Annotated in this window: 12 protein-coding genes; 11 read left to right on the forward strand and 1 reads right to left on the reverse strand. The window is 60.1% G+C overall.

Going from position 1 to position 19,294, the window contains the following annotated elements:
- The 11 genes from ACZYZ5_RS04110 to ACZYZ5_RS04160 all read left to right on the forward strand — a co-directional run bounded on the left by ACZYZ5_RS04110 (position 1) and on the right by ACZYZ5_RS04160 (position 16,926).
- A complete protein-coding gene (locus ACZYZ5_RS04110) occupies positions 1-1,356 on the forward strand; it encodes a class I SAM-dependent methyltransferase (protein ID WP_463899696.1) in 1,356 nt (451 codons plus the stop codon).
- Positions 1,357-1,858: 502 nt separating this feature from the next.
- Positions 1,859-2,098 (forward strand): glutaredoxin-like protein NrdH, encoded by a 240-nt coding sequence (gene nrdH / locus ACZYZ5_RS04115; protein ID WP_226759717.1) that lies wholly within the window; start codon positions 1,859-1,861, stop codon positions 2,096-2,098.
- Positions 2,099-2,139: 41 nt separating this feature from the next.
- Positions 2,140-2,646 carry a class Ib ribonucleoside-diphosphate reductase assembly flavoprotein NrdI gene (nrdI, locus tag ACZYZ5_RS04120; protein WP_463899359.1) on the forward strand — a complete coding sequence of 169 codons (507 nt, stop codon included), beginning with the start codon at positions 2,140-2,142 and terminating at the stop codon, positions 2,644-2,646.
- Positions 2,647-2,684: 38 nt separating this feature from the next.
- Entirely contained in the window at positions 2,685-4,805 is a 2,121-nt protein-coding gene (gene nrdE, locus ACZYZ5_RS04125) for a class 1b ribonucleoside-diphosphate reductase subunit alpha (protein ID WP_463899698.1), read from the forward strand.
- A gap of 95 nt (positions 4,806-4,900) precedes the next feature.
- Positions 4,901-5,875: a class 1b ribonucleoside-diphosphate reductase subunit beta gene (gene nrdF / locus ACZYZ5_RS04130; protein ID WP_024368367.1), complete on the forward strand. Its 975-nt coding sequence runs from the start codon at positions 4,901-4,903 to the stop codon at positions 5,873-5,875.
- 450 nt (positions 5,876-6,325) lie between these two features.
- Positions 6,326-8,401, forward strand: coding sequence for a hypothetical protein (locus ACZYZ5_RS04135; RefSeq protein ID WP_463899361.1), 2,076 nt, complete (start codon positions 6,326-6,328; stop codon positions 8,399-8,401).
- Between the two features lie 326 nt (positions 8,402-8,727).
- Complete coding sequence (locus tag ACZYZ5_RS04140) at positions 8,728-10,224, forward strand: type I restriction-modification system subunit M (RefSeq protein ID WP_463899362.1); 1,497 nt, start codon at positions 8,728-8,730, stop codon at positions 10,222-10,224.
- Positions 10,221-11,405 (forward strand): restriction endonuclease subunit S, encoded by a 1,185-nt coding sequence (locus tag ACZYZ5_RS04145; protein ID WP_463899363.1) that lies wholly within the window; start codon positions 10,221-10,223, stop codon positions 11,403-11,405. Before ACZYZ5_RS04140 ends, ACZYZ5_RS04145 begins: the two co-directional genes overlap by 4 nt.
- Positions 11,405-12,340, forward strand: a complete 936-nt coding sequence (locus tag ACZYZ5_RS04150; protein WP_463899364.1) for a restriction endonuclease — start codon at positions 11,405-11,407, stop codon at positions 12,338-12,340. Before ACZYZ5_RS04145 ends, ACZYZ5_RS04150 begins: the two co-directional genes overlap by 1 nt.
- 91 nt (positions 12,341-12,431) lie before the next feature.
- Positions 12,432-15,884: a DEAD/DEAH box helicase family protein gene (locus ACZYZ5_RS04155; protein ID WP_463899365.1), complete on the forward strand. Its 3,453-nt coding sequence runs from the start codon at positions 12,432-12,434 to the stop codon at positions 15,882-15,884.
- 322 nt (positions 15,885-16,206) lie between these two features.
- Positions 16,207-16,926, forward strand: a complete 720-nt coding sequence (locus ACZYZ5_RS04160; RefSeq protein ID WP_463899366.1) for a hypothetical protein — start codon at positions 16,207-16,209, stop codon at positions 16,924-16,926.
- 192 nt (positions 16,927-17,118) lie between these two features.
- On the opposite strand, the gene ACZYZ5_RS04165 is transcribed toward ACZYZ5_RS04160, so the two are convergent.
- Positions 17,119-17,991, reverse strand: coding sequence for a hypothetical protein (locus tag ACZYZ5_RS04165; protein ID WP_463899367.1), 873 nt, complete (start codon positions 17,989-17,991; stop codon positions 17,119-17,121).
- Positions 17,992-19,294: the final 1,303 nt, after the last annotated feature.

The following is a 19,294-nucleotide window of genomic DNA, read 5'->3' on the forward strand; positions in this document are numbered from 1 at the left end:
ATGACCGAAGCGACCGGATCCGGCGCTGCGCGCCGGGCCGATGAGGCCGCCGCCCCCTACACCGTCCCGCAGCCGCCAGCCATGGTCGACGCCGGCATCTGGCCCAGCATCGCGGCCGTACCCTCCGGCCTCAAGGTCGCCGTCGCCGGCCGGGTTGCCGAGGCCATCTTCAAGGCCGCGGTCCGCCGGCTGCCGCTGGAGGTCCGCTACCCGGACGGTACCGTCCTGGGCAAAGCGGCCACGCCCGGGCACACCTACCCCGTCATGACCCTGAATCGTCCCGAGGCGTTCGCAGCCCGGCTCGGCGACGGAGGTCTGATCGGCCTGGGGGAGTCCTTCATGGCCGGAGAATGGGACGCCGACGATCTCACGGCCGTCATGGAAGTATTTGCCGCCCGGGTGGGAACGCTGGTGCCCGAGCCGCTGCAGAAATTCCGAGCCCTCTACCTGCCGCGCCAGCCGCGGAAGGAACGCAACACCGAGCAGAACACCCGCTCCAACATCTCCCGGCATTATGACCTCTCCAACGAGCTCTTCGCCACCTTCCTGGACGACACCATGACCTACTCCAGCGCGATCTTCCCGGAGTCCGGCGACGCGCTTAAGGGCGTCGGCTGGGACGGCCTGGCCGCCGCGCAGCAGGCCAAGATCGACCGCCTGCTGGACAAGGCCGGCGTCGGGCAGGGCACCCGGGTGCTGGAAATCGGCACCGGCTGGGGCGAGCTCGCCCTCCGGGCCGCCCAGCGCGGCGCCACCGTCTACTCCGTCACCCTCTCCAGCGAGCAGCAGGAGCTGGCCCGCAAGCGCGTCGCCGACGCCGGCTACACCGGCGCGGTCACGATCGAGCTCAAGGACTACCGCGCGGTCGAGGGCGAGTACGACGCTGTGGTGTCCGTGGAGATGATCGAGGCCGTCGGCTTCGAGTACTGGGCCACGTACTTCCAGACGATCGAACGGGTCCTGGCCCCCGGCGGGAAGGTCGCCATCCAGGCCATCACGATCGCTCACGACCGGCTGCTGGCCACCCGCTCCAGCTACACCTGGGTGCACAAGTACATTTTCCCGGGCGGCGTCATTCCCTCCGTGCGGGCCATCGAGGACATCACGGAGAAGCAGACCGGACTGCGCGTCCGCGAACGACTCGCGATGGGGGAGCACTACGCCCAGACACTGCGGCTCTGGGAGGAGCGCTTTATGGCCCGCTCCGCCGACGTCCAGGCACTGGGATTCGACGAAATCTTCCAGCGCATGTGGCTGTTCTACCTCTGCTACTCCCGCGCGGGCTTCGAGACCGGCTATCTCGACGTGCAGCAGATCGTGCTGGACCGCCGAACAGCAGGCGAGGCGGCAAGCTAGCGGTTGCAGTTAGGCGCCTTACGGTCCAAGAAGGCGGGCACCCCCTGGGTGTCCGCCTTCTTCGTGTTTCCGGACACCACATCTAGTGCTTAAGGGCACTCCGGACCCCCGGGGACCACGACGGCGACACGCCGTCTCCCGCGCGACACGCAGGGGAGTTAATTGTGCAAAGGTACTCCACAGGCTGTGGATTTCGTCCGGTAAAACAGCGGAAATCCGGACATTTTGAGGCACCCCGCCTGTGGACTGGCGGTGCATTAAATGACATACTTGTAATACATCATCTTGGGGTCCACATCGGGCTCTTGCACTACATGTAGTATCGACATACAGTTCCAGCGGAGCAGCAGTGCTCGCCAGGCAAGGCCAGTATCGGATCAGGATTCCTGTCCCGGAGAGGCCCGCCCGGACCACTGGCACCAGAGACTCAGCTCAACAGCCACAGCTCCTGAGCAGTACACATTTCGCAGTACCAAAGACTTCAACAAAGGGGACAGGGACCATGACCGTAACGGTTTACACGAAGCCGGCCTGTGTTCAGTGCAACGCGACATACCGCGCGCTGGATAAGAAGGGCATCACCTACCAGAGCGTCGACATCTCGCAGGATGCGGATGCCCTTGAGCGCCTGAAGGCCCTCGGCTACATGCAGGCCCCGGTTGTCGTCACCGATCAGGACCACTGGTCCGGGTTCCGCCCCGACAAGATCGAAGAACTGGCGCAGGCCTACGCCGTAGCCTGAACCGCTGCGAACGAAACACATCAGATGAGGTGAGCGATTCCATGGCACTGGCAACAGCCGCCACGACGCCGACTACCGGCGCCGAGCCGGTGACGGCAGACGCCGGGACCTCAGACACCGTCCGGACCACCGGCAGCCACCTCATCTACTTCTCCTCCTCCTCGGAGAACACCGCACGCTTCATCAGGAAGCTCGGCGTCGACGCGGCGCGGATCCCGCTCCATTCGCGGGAACCCGCGCTCGTGGCAACCGAACCCTACGTGCTGGTGCTTCCCACTTACGGCGGCACCGGGGGAGAGGGATCCGTTCCGAAGCAGATCATCCGCTTCCTGAACGATCGGCGCAACCGGCAGCAGCTCCGGGGCGTGATCGGGGCGGGCAACACGAACTTTGGGGACAACTACTGCATGGCCGGCGACATCATCGCCGCTAAATGCCAGGTCCCGCACCTATATCGATTCGAACTCATGGGGACGCCGGAAGACGTCAGCCGAGTACAACAAGGATTGGAAGAATTTTGGACACGACTGTCGCAAGAACAGAAGTAGCCGTCGAAAAGCACACCGTTCCCGGTGAGAAGCAGGCCATGCCGGCTGCCTACCAGGGCCTGGGCTACCACGAGCTCAATGCCATGCTGAACCTCTACGGCCCGAACGGTGAGATCCAGTTCGAGGCGGACCGCGAGGCGGCGCACCAGTACTTCCTGCAGCACGTCAACAACAACACCGTGTTCTTCCACGACCTCGAGGAAAAGCTCGACTACCTCGTGAAGAACGAGTACTACGAGCGGGAGACCCTCGACCAGTACACGATGAACTTCATCCGCGAGCTCTACAACCGCGCGTACAAGAAGAAGTTCCGCTTCGAGACCTTCCTCGGCGCCTTCAAGTTCTACACCTCCTACACACTGAAGACGTTCGACGGAAAACGCTTCCTGGAGCGCTACGAGGACCGCGTCTGCATGGTGGCCCTGCACCTGGCCCGCGGCGACGAGCAGCTCGCACTCCAGATGGTCGACGAGATCATCGAGGGCCGCTTCCAGCCGGCCACCCCGACCTTCCTCAACGCCGGCAAGCGCCAGCGCGGCGAGCTGGTCTCCTGCTTCCTGCTCCGCATCGAAGACAACATGGAGTCGATCGGCCGTTCCATCAACTCCGCCCTGCAGCTGTCCAAGCGCGGCGGCGGCGTGGCCTTCGCGCTGACCAACATCCGCGAGGTCGGCGCGCCGATCAAGCAGATCGAGAACCAGTCCTCCGGCGTTATCCCCGTGATGAAGCTCCTCGAGGACAGCTTCTCCTACGCCAACCAGCTCGGTGCCCGTCAGGGTGCCGGCGCGGTGTACCTGCACGCGCACCACCCGGACATCTACCGCTTCCTGGACACCAAGCGCGAGAATGCGGACGAGAAGATCCGTATCAAGACCCTTTCGCTCGGCGTCGTCATCCCGGACATCACCTTCGAGCTGGCCAAGAAGGACGAGGACATGTACCTGTTCTCGCCGTACGACGTCGAAAAGGTCTACGGCATGCCGTTCTCCGACGTCTCGGTCACCGAGAAGTACTACGAGATGGTGGACGATTCCCGGATCAAGAAGACCAAGATCAAGGCGCGCGAGTTCTTCCAGACCCTCGCCGAGATCCAGTTCGAATCCGGCTACCCGTACATCATGTTCGAGGACACCGTAAACCGGGAAAACCCGATCGACGGCAAGATCATCATGTCCAACCTGTGCTCCGAGATCCTCCAGGTCTCCCAGCCCACGACGTACCACGATGACCTGTCCTACGACCAGACCGGCAAGGACATCTCCTGCAACCTGGGCTCGCTGAACATCGCCAAGACGATGGACTCGCCGGACTTCGGCCTGACCATTGAGACGGCCATCCGCTCGCTCTCGGCCGTCTCGGACATGTCCAACATCACCTCGGTGCCTTCGATCGCCCGCGGCAACGACCAGAGTCACGCGATCGGCCTCGGCCAGATGAACCTGCACGGCTACCTGGCCCGCGAGCGCGTCCACTATGGTTCCGAAGAGGGCCTGGACTTCACCAACATCTACTTCTACTCGGTGGTGTTCCACGCGGTCCGCGCCTCCAACCGGCTGGCCATCCAGACTGGCCAGACCTTCGGCGGCTTCGAGAAGTCCAAGTACGCCTCGGGTGAGTTCTTCGACAAGTACACGGACCGGGAATGGGTCCCGCAGACCGCCAAGGTCGCGGAGCTGTTCCAGAACATCCACATTCCGACGCAGGATGACTGGCGCGAGCTGAAGGCCTCCGTCATGGAGCACGGCATCTACAACCAGAACCTGCAGGCCGTCCCGCCGACGGGCTCGATCTCCTACATCAACAATTCCACCTCCTCGATTCACCCGGTGGCGTCCAAGATCGAGATCCGCAAGGAAGGCAAGCTGGGCCGCGTGTACTACCCGGCGCCGTACCTGACGAACGACAACCTGGAGTACTACCAGGACGCGTACGAGATCGGCTACGAGAAGGTCATCGACACCTACGCCGCGGCCACGCAGCACGTGGACCAGGGCCTGTCCCTGACGCTGTTCTTCAAGGACACCGCCACCACGCGCGACATCAACAAGGCCCAGATCTACGCCTGGAAGAAGGGCATCAAGACCATCTACTACATCCGTCTCCGCCAGCTCGCGCTGGAAGGGACTGAGGTGGACGGCTGCGTCAGCTGCATGCTGTAACCGATATCGGTTGATTTTGCTTGAGTACGACGGCGGGCGTCCGCCCGCCGTCGTACGCTTTAACTAAAGAACTAACCCAACTTTTAGGGGATGACATGACCGAGAAGGTCAAGCTGCTTAGCCACGTTGAAGCCATTAACTGGAACCGCATCCAGGACGACAAGGACGTGGATGTCTGGAACCGCCTGGTCAACAACTTCTGGCTGCCGGAGAAGATCCCGCTGTCCAACGACGTCCAGTCGTGGGCGACGCTGACCCCGGACGAGCAGCAGCTCACCATGCGCGTGTTCACGGGCCTGACCCTTCTGGACACCATCCAGGGCACCGTCGGGGCCGTCTCACTGATTCCGGACGCGATCACCCCGCATGAAGAGGCTGTCTACACGAACATCGCCTTCATGGAGTCCGTGCACGCGAAGAGCTATTCCTCCATCTTCTCCACGCTGGCCTCCACCAAGGAGATCGACGAGGCCTTCCGCTGGTCCACCGAGAATGTGAACCTTCAGAAGAAGGCCCAGATCGTCATGGACTACTACCAGGGCGACGATCCCCTGAAGCGCAAGGTGGCCTCGACGCTGCTGGAGAGCTTCCTGTTCTACTCGGGCTTCTACCTGCCGATGTACTGGTCCTCACGGGCCAAGCTGACGAACACGGCCGACCTGATCCGCCTGATCATCCGCGATGAAGCCGTGCACGGCTACTACATCGGCTACAAGTTCCAGAAGGGCCTCGAAGGCCTGTCCGAGGAGCGCAAGCAGGAAATCAAGGACTACACCTTCGAACTGCTCTTCGAGCTGTACGAGAACGAAGTCCAGTACACCCACGACCTCTACGACTCCGTCGGCCTCGCCGAGGACGTCAAGAAGTTCCTGCACTACAACGCCAACAAGGCCCTCATGAACCTCGGCTACGAGGCCATGTTCCCGGCCTCCGTCACCGACGTGAACCCGGCGATCCTCTCGGCCCTCTCGCCGAACGCGGACGAGAACCACGACTTCTTCTCGGGGTCAGGTTCGTCGTACGTGATTGGCAAGGCTGTCAACACTGAGGATGACGACTGGGACTTCTAGTTCTCTTGTGAGGTCGGAAGCTAGTTGGCGGTTTGAACACTAGTTGTGAGTTGCCAAGATAGTTGGCACAAGTGACAAGTTAGTTGGCAAGTGACAATTAACATGGCTTCGGTGACAAGTTAGTTGGCAGTCGTGAGGACGCAGGCTGGTGGGCAGCTCCGTCCTATTTGGCGGAATGGCTAGCCACTGAAGATCGCCAGCGAACTTGATCATTTACAAGTCGACTAGACCTGTTGGCGTACGTGGGCCTCTGGTGGAGACCGGAAATGCGCGGTCGGAATCTGGCTGGCGGTTGGGCATAGGCCGTCTTCTAGCCCAGCAAGGCCGCCAGCGGCCGAGCTCACCGATTTGACGGTGTTTGACTTTGTCCCAACCACAGTGCCCCTGCGCGGAGATGCGTGCGGGGGCGCTGCATTGGTGAATTATTGGGCTCGATTATTTGGGGGAAGTATGAACGCGAGCCAGTCCTCGCTCATCGGGTTTGCAGTCCTGAGGGCTAATTACGATGCACAGGCACCAAGCTATGTCGACAACTTTCGTAGCTTTGCGCTGGACATCCTTTGCCAGAATCAGTCTGGGATAACCTGCACAAGCCTGGCTCAGATTCTTAGATCTCGGTTCGGTCTCACCACTCCGGATTTGGTAGTTGAGAAGATCCTCAAGCGCGCAGTTCGCGATGGCGACGCATGCCGAGATGGGGAGATGTATCGGAGCACGGACAAAGGTCAAAAAACCGCGCCCGGCGTCACCGCGTCTATTGCCCGCTACGAGCGCCAGCAGAACGAGCTCGTAACCAAATACACAGACTTCATCAATGAGAAATACGCCGAACATAGCAAGGATCTGAGCCTTGATCCAGCGGGGGAGCTCGCCCGGTACCTCGAGTACCACGCGGTCCCCTTGCTTTCTCAGTCTCTGACGGGACGTAAGGCCGCAGGCGCGTCCGGGAGTCGTGCATCGGAGTACGTCATTTCGAAGTTCATCGCGCACTTGGCCGACGTAGATCAGACGGGCTTCGGATACGTTGAAGATGCTGTCAAGGGGGCGATACTTGCCTCTGTCGTAACGCTAGATACTTCGACGTTTGCCAAGTCCCTGAAGGGCCTTTCGATCTATCTGGACACCCCTGTCCTCATAAATGCACTCGGCTATTCGGGTGCGGCGCAACAACAGGCGACCCTTCAGATGATCAAGCTCGCCCAAGCCCTCGGTGCTTCAACTTTCTGTTTCGACCACTCCTTGAAAGAGCTCGATGGCGTACTGGCCAGTGCCGAAGGGGTAGTGCGAGCGGGTGGACGCAGACGCGAGGGACTTCGTCCCATTGATCTGCACTTTCAGGAATCGGGTACATCGCCATCCGACATCGCCCTCGCGCGGGATCGCGTTTCCATGGCTCTGGCAGAACTCGAAATCGAGAGACGCCCGAAACCGGATGGGTACAAGGAGTACGGACTCGATGAAGTGCGATTGGAGGAGCTTATTCAAAGTCACATCCACTATCGATCGGATGGGACGAGGAAGTACGACGTGGACAGCCTCTCGGCCATCCATCGCCTTCGTCGGGGCAGCTCGCCAAGGCAGTTTGAGAAGTGTGGCTACGTCCTAATCACGGATAACGAGGGTCTAGTACGTGCGGTTGAGAAATTGGACCAGGAGAATCACGAGTGGCCCCTTGCAATGACAGATGGGGCGCTTGCGGCCATTCTGTGGGTTAGGAGCCCAACAGTGGGCGCGGACCTGCCCCGAAAGCAAATCCTGGCCACTGCATACGCCGGCATGCAGCCGGATAGCCATCTTTGGGCTAAGTACCTCGAAGAGGTAGCCAAATTGGAATCGCGCGGCGTCGTGAATGCTGACGACGCAGTAATTCTTCGGGCTACGACGGTCGGCCGCACAGCCCTCATGGAAGAGACGCTCGGCGACGAAGAGCATCTATCAGCGGATTCGGCTGTCGAGGTTCTCGGACGGATCAAGAACGACATAGAGCGGCCTTGGCTTCAAAAGATGGTTCAGGTCAACAAAACGCAGAAGGATCTTGCTTATTCGGCGGACGTGGCAGCGCAAACGTGGCTGGACCAATCCGATGCATTGGACAAGACGACTGCGGAACGGGATGCGGCGCAGCGGCAAGCGGAAGTCACTAGTGCCGAACTGCTGAAACGAAACCAAGAGTCGTTAGAACGCGATGCCGTGCTTCGTGCGGGCGCGGAAGCTACGGCTAGGAGGACTATCAACACGGTGCTTCTTCTCCTTCTCGTTCCGTCGGCAGCTATAGCGATACTGAAATTTCTCAACCCGCCGTGGATGAGCCAGGCGCCGGACTGGTTTGGTTTTGTAGCTGCGATTTTTGGCGTCCTTCTCGTCGTCGTCGCAACTACACGGCATTTTGCCAAAGGCACAGTGCGGGAGTGGTTAGCGCCTTTGGAGGGTCGAATAAGCACCCTGATCGAACGGCGCCGCCGTAGGCTGGCCGCACTTCCAAGCGCGCCGCCACACGAGACAGCCGAAAGCATTGCTACATCATGATCGTCGGTGTTTGGCGTCTTCAGGTGGCCGTGAACAGCCTGAAGCGGCGCCGTATTGGAAAGCCCGCGCTTCCTCAATGAAGTCGGGGTTTGCGGTTCTGGGCCTCGGCCGCCTGATCACCGGGAAGTACCTTCTCAGGGCCAATCTGGGATCAGGCTGTCCGCTAGAAGATCTGAATCTGGCCGGACGATGGGTTGCGATCCAGCTCAAGCGACTTGATGGGATGGACATCGTGCTCTGGCAGCGCGCTGAGACGACTGCCTGACGTCTCATGCATGCCCGCGAGGCTGCCGAATCGGCCGTGGAATACCGTCTAAACTCAAACGGTGATAACAGGCGAAATCAAATCTCAGGTAGACAAGGTCTGGAACGCGTTCTGGACCGGCGGCATCTCCAACCCCTTGGAAGTGATCGAACAGATCACCTATCTGCTCTTCCTGAAGCGCCTAGATGAGAACCAGACCCGAGCGGAGAATAAGGCCAACCGCACCGGCACGCCGGTCGAAAATCCGGTCTTTCCCTCAGGGCTGGATGATAGGGGCCGCTCGTACCAGGACTTCCGCTGGAGCAAGTTCAAGAACTTCTCCCGCGACGAGATGTACACCGTCTTCGCCGAGCACATCTTCCCTTTTCTGCGCACCGGGCTGGCCCAGCTGGCCAACGGCGAGGAATCCTCCTACGCCCAGCACATGAAGGACGCCCGTTTCACTATCCCCAACGCCGGGCTGCTGGAAAAAGTCGTCGACATCATCGATGAGATCCCCATGGACGAGCGCGACACCAAGGGCGACCTCTACGAATACATGCTCGGCAAGATCGCCTCCGCCGGCACCAACGGACAATTCCGCACGCCCCGCCACATCATTGACCTGATGGTGAAAATGACGGTGCCCCAGCCGCTTGAGGCCATCTGCGACCCTGCCGCCGGTACCGCCGGGTTCCTCGTCCAGGCCGGCGAATACCTCCGTCAGCACAACCCCAACCTGCTGACCACTCCCGAGCAGAGCCGGTTCTTCCACCACAGCCAGTTCCACGGGTACGACTTCGACAGCACCATGCTGCGCATCGGTTCCATGAACATGCTCCTGCACGGAGTGGAAAACCCCGACATCACCTACCGGGACTCCCTGGCCGACCTGCACGCCGCTGAGGAAGAAAAATACGACGTTATCCTCGCCAACCCGCCGTTCGCCGGCAGCCTTGACTACGAGAACGTCGCCAAGGACCTGCTCTCCTTGGTCAAAACCAAAAAGACCGAGCTGCTCTTCCTGGCCCTCTTCCTTCGGCTGCTCAAGCCCGGCGGCCGCGCTGCGGTTATTGTGCCCGACGGCGTGATGTTCGGCTCGTCTGCGGCCCACAAGGCGCTGCGGAAAATGCTTGTCGAGAACCACAAGCTCGACGGCGTGGTCAAACTCCCCTCCGGTGTCTTCAAACCCTACGCGGGCGTCTCCACAGCGATCCTGTTCTTCACCAAGACCAACTCCGGCGGCACCGACAACGTCTGGTTTTACGATGTGACCTCGGACGGCTTCAGCCTCGACGACAAGCGCACCGCGCTGGAAACATCAGACCTCGACGACGTTCTGGCCCGCTGGCAGGAGCGGGCCACGACGGAGGCAAACCGGGCACGCACTGACCGATCTTTCCTCGTCCCCAAGGATGAGATCGCCGACAATGGTTACGATCTCTCGCTCAACAGGTACAAAGAAGTTGAGCACGATGAGATCGACCACAAGGAACCGGCAGAGATCATCGCAGACATTGCGGCTCTGGAAGCGGAAATCGCAGAGGGTTTGGCGGATTTGAAGGACCTTCTGAAATGATCGTCATGGATCTACCGGCGCCCTTACTCGAAACAAAAATCGTGACGCTCGGGGAGGTGGCCTCACCGACCTCACTGAAGGCTGGTGCGGAAAGTGACTTGCCTGTATACGCGGTGACCAAGCATCGAGGCTTTGTCCCAAGCGCCGACTACTTTAGCAAGCAGGTGTTTAGCCGCGATACCTCTGGATACAAACTCGTACGCAAAGGTGAATTTGCCTACGCCACAATTCACCTTGATGAAGGTTCGATTGGTACAGCTCCCGAGGACTCGCTCGTGAGTCCTATGTACACGTCCTTTGCCATCAACGAGTCGATGGTGGATGCCGCCTACCTGTTCCGTTACCTAAAGAGCCCGAGAGCCATGGCGATCTACCCACAGCTCGGGAAGGGTTCCGCAGAACGCAGGAAATCCATTCCGTTCACGAGGCTCAGTGAGCTCCCCGTTCCACTTCCATCCTTGAATGAGCAGCGTCGGATTGCAGCCATCCTGGGCAAGGCGGACGAGCTCCGAGCAAAACGACAACAGGCTCTCGCCCACCTCGAAACTCTCGCCCAGTCCCTATTCCACTCTATGTTTGGTGATCCGGATCCAGAAAAGGACGGACAGCCGCTCAGGTCGCTGGTCTCCCCAGGCGACAGTATCAACTATGGAGTCGTCCAACCTGGCACAGATGTCTCCGGTGGCAAACCGCTCATTCGAGTTAGTGACCTAGCCATGGGTGGCGTGCGGATGACACATCTCAAGGCCATCGCCCCAGAAATCGAGGCACAACATAGGCGCTCACGGCTAAAAGGGACAGAGATCCTTCTCAGCTGCGTGGGAACGATCGGCGAGATTGCCATAGCAAATTCGGATGTTGTCGGCTTCAATATTGCACGGGCTGTCGCCCGCGTCCCCATTGATCGCCCGAGTCTCCGCGTCTATCTTGCCGAGTACCTGCGGACAACTCGCGTAAAGCGATATTTTACGAAAGAACTGCGGACCGTTAGCCAACCAACGCTGAACATCAAGCAATTGGGCGACACACTTGTGATCGTTCCACCAGAAGATCAACAAGATCTATTTGCCGGGAGGCTTTCCGCAATACAGCGACTCAGGGACCACCACCGGTGCCAGCTCGATGAATTGGACGTTCTGTTCGCTTCGCTCCAGAACCGGGCCTTCAAGGCGGAGCTCTGATGAGCGAGACGGTTTCCCCCACGACGGACTCTGAGGTGCCGATCTGGCCGATCTTTGTGACCCACGTGCTTCGGGTGCTGTCCTCCGGCGATACTCTGCACCGTCGCGACATCGTCAGCCGCGCCATTGATTCCGCGGGACTCTCGGCGGCAGCGCGCTCCGAGACGCTGAACACCGGTGGCCTTCGATCCGAGCAAAGGTTGGGCTGGGCCATCAGCAATCTCCTCAAGGCCGGATGGATCGAGCGGCCGGTCCGGGCCAATTACCGCATCACTGTGGCGGGGCGGGAGTGGTTTTCCAGCCACCCGGACGGGATCAGTGACTTTTCCACGGCACGGATGCTGTTTGCGCCCTTCTGGCCACAGTCCGATGCCCGACGAGCGACGCTGTCCGTCGTCGATGAGACTCTCGTGGAGGATGTTGACCCGATCGAGCAGATCGAATCCGGGATCAACCGCATCCACTCTGACGTCGGCGAAGCGCTCCTCACACGTCTCCGGGAGAGCCACCCTGACTTCTTCGAGCAAGCTGTTGTCGATCTGCTCCTCAAGATGGGCTACGGCGGAGCTGAGCAGCGGGGAAAACGTATCGGCGGCAGCAATGACGGCGGCGTCGACGGGGTCATCGATCAGGACGCGCTGGGCCTGGACCGCATCTACGTGCAGGCCAAGCGGTACGCCGATGGCAATACCGTGGGCCGTGAAGCCATTCAAGCCTTCGTCGGCGCATTGCACGGTGTCGGCGCCTCGCGCGGCGTCTTCATCACCACCAGCGCCTTCACCTCCGGCGCACGTGACTATGTGAAAGCAGTCCCGTCGCGCGTCATCCTGATCGACGGTGCCCGGCTTGTGGGCCTGATGATTAAGTACCGGGTGGGAGTCCAGGTGAAGCAGAGTTACGACATTGTCGAGCTCGACGAGGACTTCTTTGAGTAGCTGCAGCCGATAGAACCAACCCGCATCGCCGGAGGTTTGAGCTGAAACCAGTGTTGCCCGGCCTCGTGCAGGTCAACATCATCTAGGCTCCATGGAGAAGATCAACAGAGGAGTGGCATTGGGGGATGTGAACAGCAACTTCGACGTATTGCAGGCGGAGTGGCCAGAAATTGCGAAGGAGGCGCGGCTGGCCGAGCTGTATGCCCGGCGTGACCCGCGCTCCTCCTTGCTTTATGCACGGCGGTCCATCGAAGCGCTGCTGGCCTGGCTTTACGACGCCGACGACTCACTGACGTTGCCTTACAAGAGCGATCTCAACGGCCTGATGTCGGAACCGACGTTCAAGCGGCTCGCGAGCGAGACGATCGTCAGCAAGTTTCACCTCATCCGCAAGGTCGCGAACAGCGCCATCCACACCAACGCCGCAATCACTGTCCAACATTCCGAGCAGACCATTCGAGAACTCTTCCACGTCTGCATCTGGCTGGCGCTTCGCTACACCCGGGATCCAGCCCACCGCCCGGCCTCCACGCTCGCGTTCAACGGACAGTTCCTCAGCCCGACGCCGAAGCCGGGCGTTCCGGCGCCTGCCGAGAAGCCCCGAACCGCGGACCAGACGGCCAAACTCGCCGAAGAACTGGCCACCAAGGATGCGGCGCTGGCCGCTCAAAAGCAGGACAACGAGCAGCTTCAGGCCCAGCTTGTGGCCCTGCGTGCCGAGATCGCCCGGGCGAAGGAAGAAAACAAGAAGCTCCCGGACAGCCACGACTACTCAGAAGCCGAAACCCGGGTCTACATCGACCTCTATTTGGGCGAATCAGGATGGGCGCTGGATGAGGCCGAATACCGCGAATTCGAAGTCCACCACATGCCCACCCACGCCGGCCCCACCACGGGAACCGGGTTCGTGGACTACGTCCTTTGGGGATCCGACGGCAAGCCCCTCGCCGTCGTCGAAGCCAAACGATCAGCCAAGTCACCCTACGAGGGGCAGCAGCAGGCCAAGCTCTACGCCGACGCCCTGGAGACGGAGAAGGGCCAACGCCCGGTCATCTACTACAGCAACGGCTACGAGCACTGGATCTGGGACGACGCCTCCGGCTATCCGCCCCGTCCCGTTCAGGGCTTCCACACCCGGGACCAGCTCCAGCTCATGGTGGACCGCCGCACCACCCGGAAACCCCTCGCCACTGCGGCCATCAATACCGAGATCGCGGGCCGCGCCTACCAGCAGGCCGCCATCCGGGCGGTCACCGATGCCCTGGAAGCCGACAAGGAGCGTAAGGCGCTGCTCGTCATGGCGACCGGTTCCGGCAAGACGCGCACCGTCGTCGCGCTCTCCAGCCTGCTGATGCAGGCGAACTGGGCGAAACGCGTACTCTTCCTGGCCGACCGGGTCGCCCTGGTGGATCAGGCCGCCCGGGCCTTCAAGACCAATCTCCCCGGATCATCACCCGTAATTCTGGGGCGGGACGTGGAGGCTGACAGCCGCATTCATATCGCCACCTATCCGACGATGATGAACCTGATCAACGAACGGACCGACGACGGCACGGTCCTGAAGCAGCGGTTCGGGATCGGCCACTATGACCTGATCGTCATCGATGAGGCCCACCGTTCCGTGTACCAGAAGTACCGGGCCATCTTTGAGTACTTTGATGCGTATCTGGTGGGCTTGACGGCCACCCCGCAGTCCGAAGTGGACCGCAACACCTATTCCCTGTTCGACATCGAGGACCATGTCCCCACGTTCGCTTACGAGCTGACGCAGGCGATCTCCGACGGCTACCTCGTACCGCCCCGGACCGTGTCCATTCCGTTGAAGTTCCCCGTCGACGGAATCCGATACGAGGAACTCTCGGAGGAGGAAAAGGAGGAGTGGGACTCCGCTGAATGGGATGAGGACGGCGAGATCCCCGACGCAGTGGATCCGGCCATCCTGAACACCTGGCTGTTCAACGCCGACACCGTGGACAAGGCACTCGAGGTGCTGATGACCCGCGGGCACAAGGTCGCCGGGGGAGACCGGCTCGGAAAGACGATTATCTTTGCCAAGAACCAGAAGCATGCCGAATTCATCGCAGAACGGTTCAACACCAACTACCCCCAGTACGGGGGCACCTTCGCGAAGATCATCACGCACAGCGTCAACTACGTCTCCACCCTGATCGACGCCTTCGCCCGCAGCGAAGACAGTCCACACATCGCCGTGTCCGTGGACATGCTGGACACCGGAATCGACGTGCCCGAAGTGGTCAACCTGCTCTTCTTCAAGGTGGTGCGCTCGAAGACAAAGTTCTGGCAGATGGTGGGCCGCGGCACCCGGCTCAGACCGGAGCTGTACGGACCGGGCGAGGACAAGCAGGACTTCTTCATCTTTGACGTCTGCCAGAACATTGAATACTTCAACGCCGAGCTGCCCGGTTCCGAGGGGTCCCTGGGACAGTCCCTGGCGCACCGCAGCTTCGCCGTCCGGGCACAGCTGCTGGCCGAAGCCCGCGCTGCCGGGCTCGACGGCGACTTCATGCCGGCTCTTCAGGCGGGCCTAGTGGGGCAAGTAATGGGGCTGCCCCGGGAGAACTTCCTGGTGCGCCCGCAGTTGGAGTGGGTGGAGAAGTTCGCCAAAGCCGAGTCGTGGGGCACCCTTGGCAACCAGGATCTGACGGACCTGCAGACAAGGCTGGCACCCTTGGCGACGCTGGCTTCCGCCGCTGACACTGAGGAGGCCAAACGCTTCGACCTGCTGATGTACCAGGCACAGCTGGCCTCACTGACCTCTGCGGCCGCCGTCGAGCCGTACCGCAAGAAGATTGTCGAGATTGCGTCCGCGCTGCAGGATCAGCCGAACATCCCCGCCATCGCGGCACAGATGAACCTGATCCAGGCGATTCTGGAGGGCGAGGAGTGGGGCCAGGTCTCGCCGCAGTGGCTTGAGCTGATCCGCGTGCGCCTCCGGGGGCTGGTGCACCTGATCGAGAAGAAGCGCCGGAAGGTGGTCTACTTGAACTTCGAAGACACTCTCGGCGAGATCGTGGAAGGTGAGCTGAAGGGGACCGTGACCGGGTCGATAGATCTGGCCCGGTACCGCGAGAAGGCCCGACTGTATTTGCAGGGCTTCCTGGACCACATGGCCATCCATCGCCTCCGCCGCGGGCTGCCCCTGACCGAGACGGACCTTGCTGAACTCCAGCGCATGCTGATTGAAAGTGGCGCGGGATCACCCGAGGAACTTGAAGCGGCCACTGAGCAGGCCAAGGGTCTCGGACTGTTTGTCCGTTCTCTGGTGGGTATGGACCGCCAGGCTGCGTTGGATTCCCTGTCCGGGTTCCTGGGGGACAAGACCCTCAAAGCCAACCAGATGCACTTCGTTGACATGATCGTCCAGCAGCTCACCAAGAACGGCGTCGTGGACGTCGGGGCGCTGTACGAGTCTCCCTACAGCGATGCCGCCCCCGCCGGGCCGGAGAGTCTGTTCCCTGAGGCAGATGTGGATTTGCTGACCGAGGCGTTGAACCGGGTGCGTGCCTCGGCGATGGCGGGCTAGCAGCGCTGTGGAGCACGTTCTCCCCGACCATGATCGATGGACCACCCCACTGCCTAATCAAGGCTATGACGTACAGGCTGGGCATACCGCAACCAGACGTCAGGGAAGTGTTGCAAATTTATTTCGGTGGGACCGTCAGCTTTTGGTCCTTCAGCACTAGGAGCTATGTTGTAACGTCCCCAGTCGACGTATGCGCTGTTATCGGGGTTTTGCGGCAGCGCCCCGAAGGAGACACGGAATGCTGCACCGGAGCGGTGTCACCCGGCATGCGACCATTGCGGCCGGGGGCCACACAAAACGGAGCTTCAAAAGGAGAAGTTGATTGAGCAATTTTCCAATGCTTGCAAAGGTCGAGCCTGAGGCAGAGCTTTACCTCCTGACTGCTAAGTGCATCAACGCGTGGGGTATGGCATTGCTTGCTATACCGGGTCTGCAGTACAAGCAGCGTCAGGCGATCGTCAACTGCACGGAGTCCCTGCACAGGTTGGCGAGGAAGAGGGCCCAGGTAGTGAAAGCCGTCGGGGCCTGGGAGCAACCGAACGTCTCTCCAACTGAAGAGGCCCAGCACATGATTTATGACCTTTACGAAAGCTATTTTCAGTCGACGTATAAGAACGTGTCTCAGGTTGCCCAAGTTGTTGGTCTCTTCCCTCGGGTGTTCGGGAACGTGCCAGTACGCAGCATGAAGAAGTTCCTCGAGTTTTGCTCAAGGCTCGATGCGGAATGTGAAGACCCTTGCCGTGTCTTGGAAAAAGCAAGGCTGTATAGGACACTCCTGGACCACCCGGCAGGAGCCCAGGTCTCAAACTGGATGACGTTCCGTACGACGGATGACAGAGGGATCGTAGTTTTTCACCATGGAAAAGCGAGTCAGCAGGGTAACTTCCCGGAGGGAGCAGAAGCGCCCCCGAGCGGATTCCCGCCGGTTGCTGACTGGTACTTCGATCCCCCTTTTGTCCCCCATGTGGATGCGGCTCTCGCAAATCTAACCGCCCTTTTATTCTCCAGAATCCAGAAATTTGAGCTAGAACTAGCGCAATAGGCTGTCGTTTCGTTAGCAAGCTCATCCTCGAACACAGCCACATCGCGTACACGCGGAACGACGACCTGCCCAAGCTCTAGAAGAAGTTGTACCTTCTGCTCGCCTCAATGCCGAGCAGTCAAGCCAGCCAGCGAGTCCTTAGCCCCTCACCACCCAGAAAATGAGCAGGAGCATCATGTCGCGAACGGCTCGTTAGACCCCCGTTTGGGCACTGGCTGAGTCATTCTCCTGATCGGGGGAGTTCCTGGCCCACCAAGCTTCGACTACATCTACGAACTTGTTGTCTCCGGCAGTGAGCTCTGCTTCGGGTCGCAAACCCGCCCCTAACGATTCATGAACTTGTTCAACGTGTTCCCTTATCCGTTTCAGCACGCGATACGTGGCTAAAGGGCTGATGTCTGCACGTGTGGGCATGAATGATTCACGAACCAGCATCTGAGTCTTCTTGGAGAATTTCGTCTCATCACCAAAGAAATATGCGGAACCTGAGTAACCAAGGGCCTCCTCTTCGGGCTTAATGGAGCTGGTGTCGAACTGGCTGTAGAGCTTCCGAGCGAGGGCTGTCCGACGGGCTTCGGTAGTTGGGATGCCGTATCCATGCGTGTATAGGTCACGAAGCTTCCGTAGAGTACCGAAACCGTTACTTTCGATTTTCAATGGCCGCAAAGCAACGGACTCGAAGAAATGGCCTTCCCACTCCCTGAACCAAAGCTGGCCCTTCGGAAAGACCCAATGGTCGGGATTCTTGAATTGGCTAGCCGCCATTCGGGCGAACATGACCTCACTAAGGGAGATTGCCCGAGTCACGGCCATGAGGCCAGCATGCGAGGCTACGTTCCACGGGTTGATGCCTAAGGCCTTTTCAGCGTCCCACACAGCGTCCCCGCCGTTATAGTCTTCGCTACCGCGCTCGGACAACAATCGTTCGTATTCGGCGGTGAACTGTGCCTCTGTGACGGTCACAAGATACTTGTGCATAGCAAAGATTCTGTCTAGTTCTTCATTGAAGTCATGAAGATGGATGTGCCAGGAAGTTCTATCAGTAAGAAGATTTAAATATTGCATCCAGCTATTATTGCCTCGTCTGGCTCTAGTTGCTCATGGAATGGATCTTCTCGCGCGCAATGTCACTGCGGAGAGCCTAAACACTGACCCGCACCAAGCGGCAAGGAGCGCCGGCAGAAACTGAGGGACGAGGCAACCATTAGCTTTGGGTTACGAGACTCGCCGCCAATGCGGGTGCTGGCTGTCTCCGGCCTTATCGAGCACGAACGCGACGCTCTGCTCGGCACGAGTTACTCCGACGTATAGCTTCGCCGCAGCGAGCTCTTCGAGCGGCGTTCCCCTCTGGAGCAGCTTTTGCATCTTGTCTGTAGGAAAGATCAAAACTCGTTTACGTGTGAGGCCCTTCGCAGTGCCGAAGTTCATGAACGTCAAGTGGTCGTGGCTTTTCCAGGAACTGACATCCCAGCGCAGATTCTGGGCGCAAACCCTTCGATGTACGCTTCGACGTCTTCGGTTCGGACGAGAAACACGCCGTCATGACCCGTCGCGGTCGCATTCAATGACACTGTTCTCGGAAACGCCCAGATGCTGCCGAAAAGCGAGTCGGCGAACGCGGCGATTTCAGGCCGGCACCGCCACGTTTCCGACCGGTGAGTGATGACCAATCTGCCGGCTGCCTCCTGGCTACGGAACCAGTTCCACACCTGCATGTTTTTGTACTGCTTGTGCTTCCGTTCCGACGGGCTGGTCGCGATGACCGCCTGTCGTATGTCTCCGACCATTGTCAACGGAACGGTGGAACGCAGAAGTCCGGGATACGTTCGACCTCCTTGCCGCCTATAGGGACCGCGGCTGACACCTCGCCCTGAAGATTATGGGATGCCGCACATGGGGCCGTCGGTTTGGGAAGCGAAGACGTGGTCAAGCATCGACGCACTAGGCTTGCATTAACCCTGATGGGACACGTATGAAAAAGCGTGTACCTAGTACACGAATGCCGCACCCGGTGCTGCGCGACGGCGTCGGGTCCTGACAGTCCTGACGGACTCACGCTCCGCCCTGGACCCGCTGGCCCGCTGCAACCCGCGAAATGGGTGTCAATGAAGTTATCAACGCCCGGATGGTCGCGGGTGTCCGCGAAGACGCGAAGGTCGCGGTGGCGGCCTTCGCCGACACTGCCGGGAAAACTGCAGCGGCAGCCGGACTATCCGGCACTAGCCGTGCCAGAATCTGGGGGGATTAACCAGCCAGGGGATAGTCATGGATCGCTGACGTCGCCAGGTTCTCTGTAGACTGGCCGGTGTTTTTGGGCTGCAACTGAAGATTTTGGGGCACGGAACCGAATTGGCGGCCGTCCTGGTCA

It is taken from the genome of Pseudarthrobacter ribosi, from assembly GCF_055412865.1.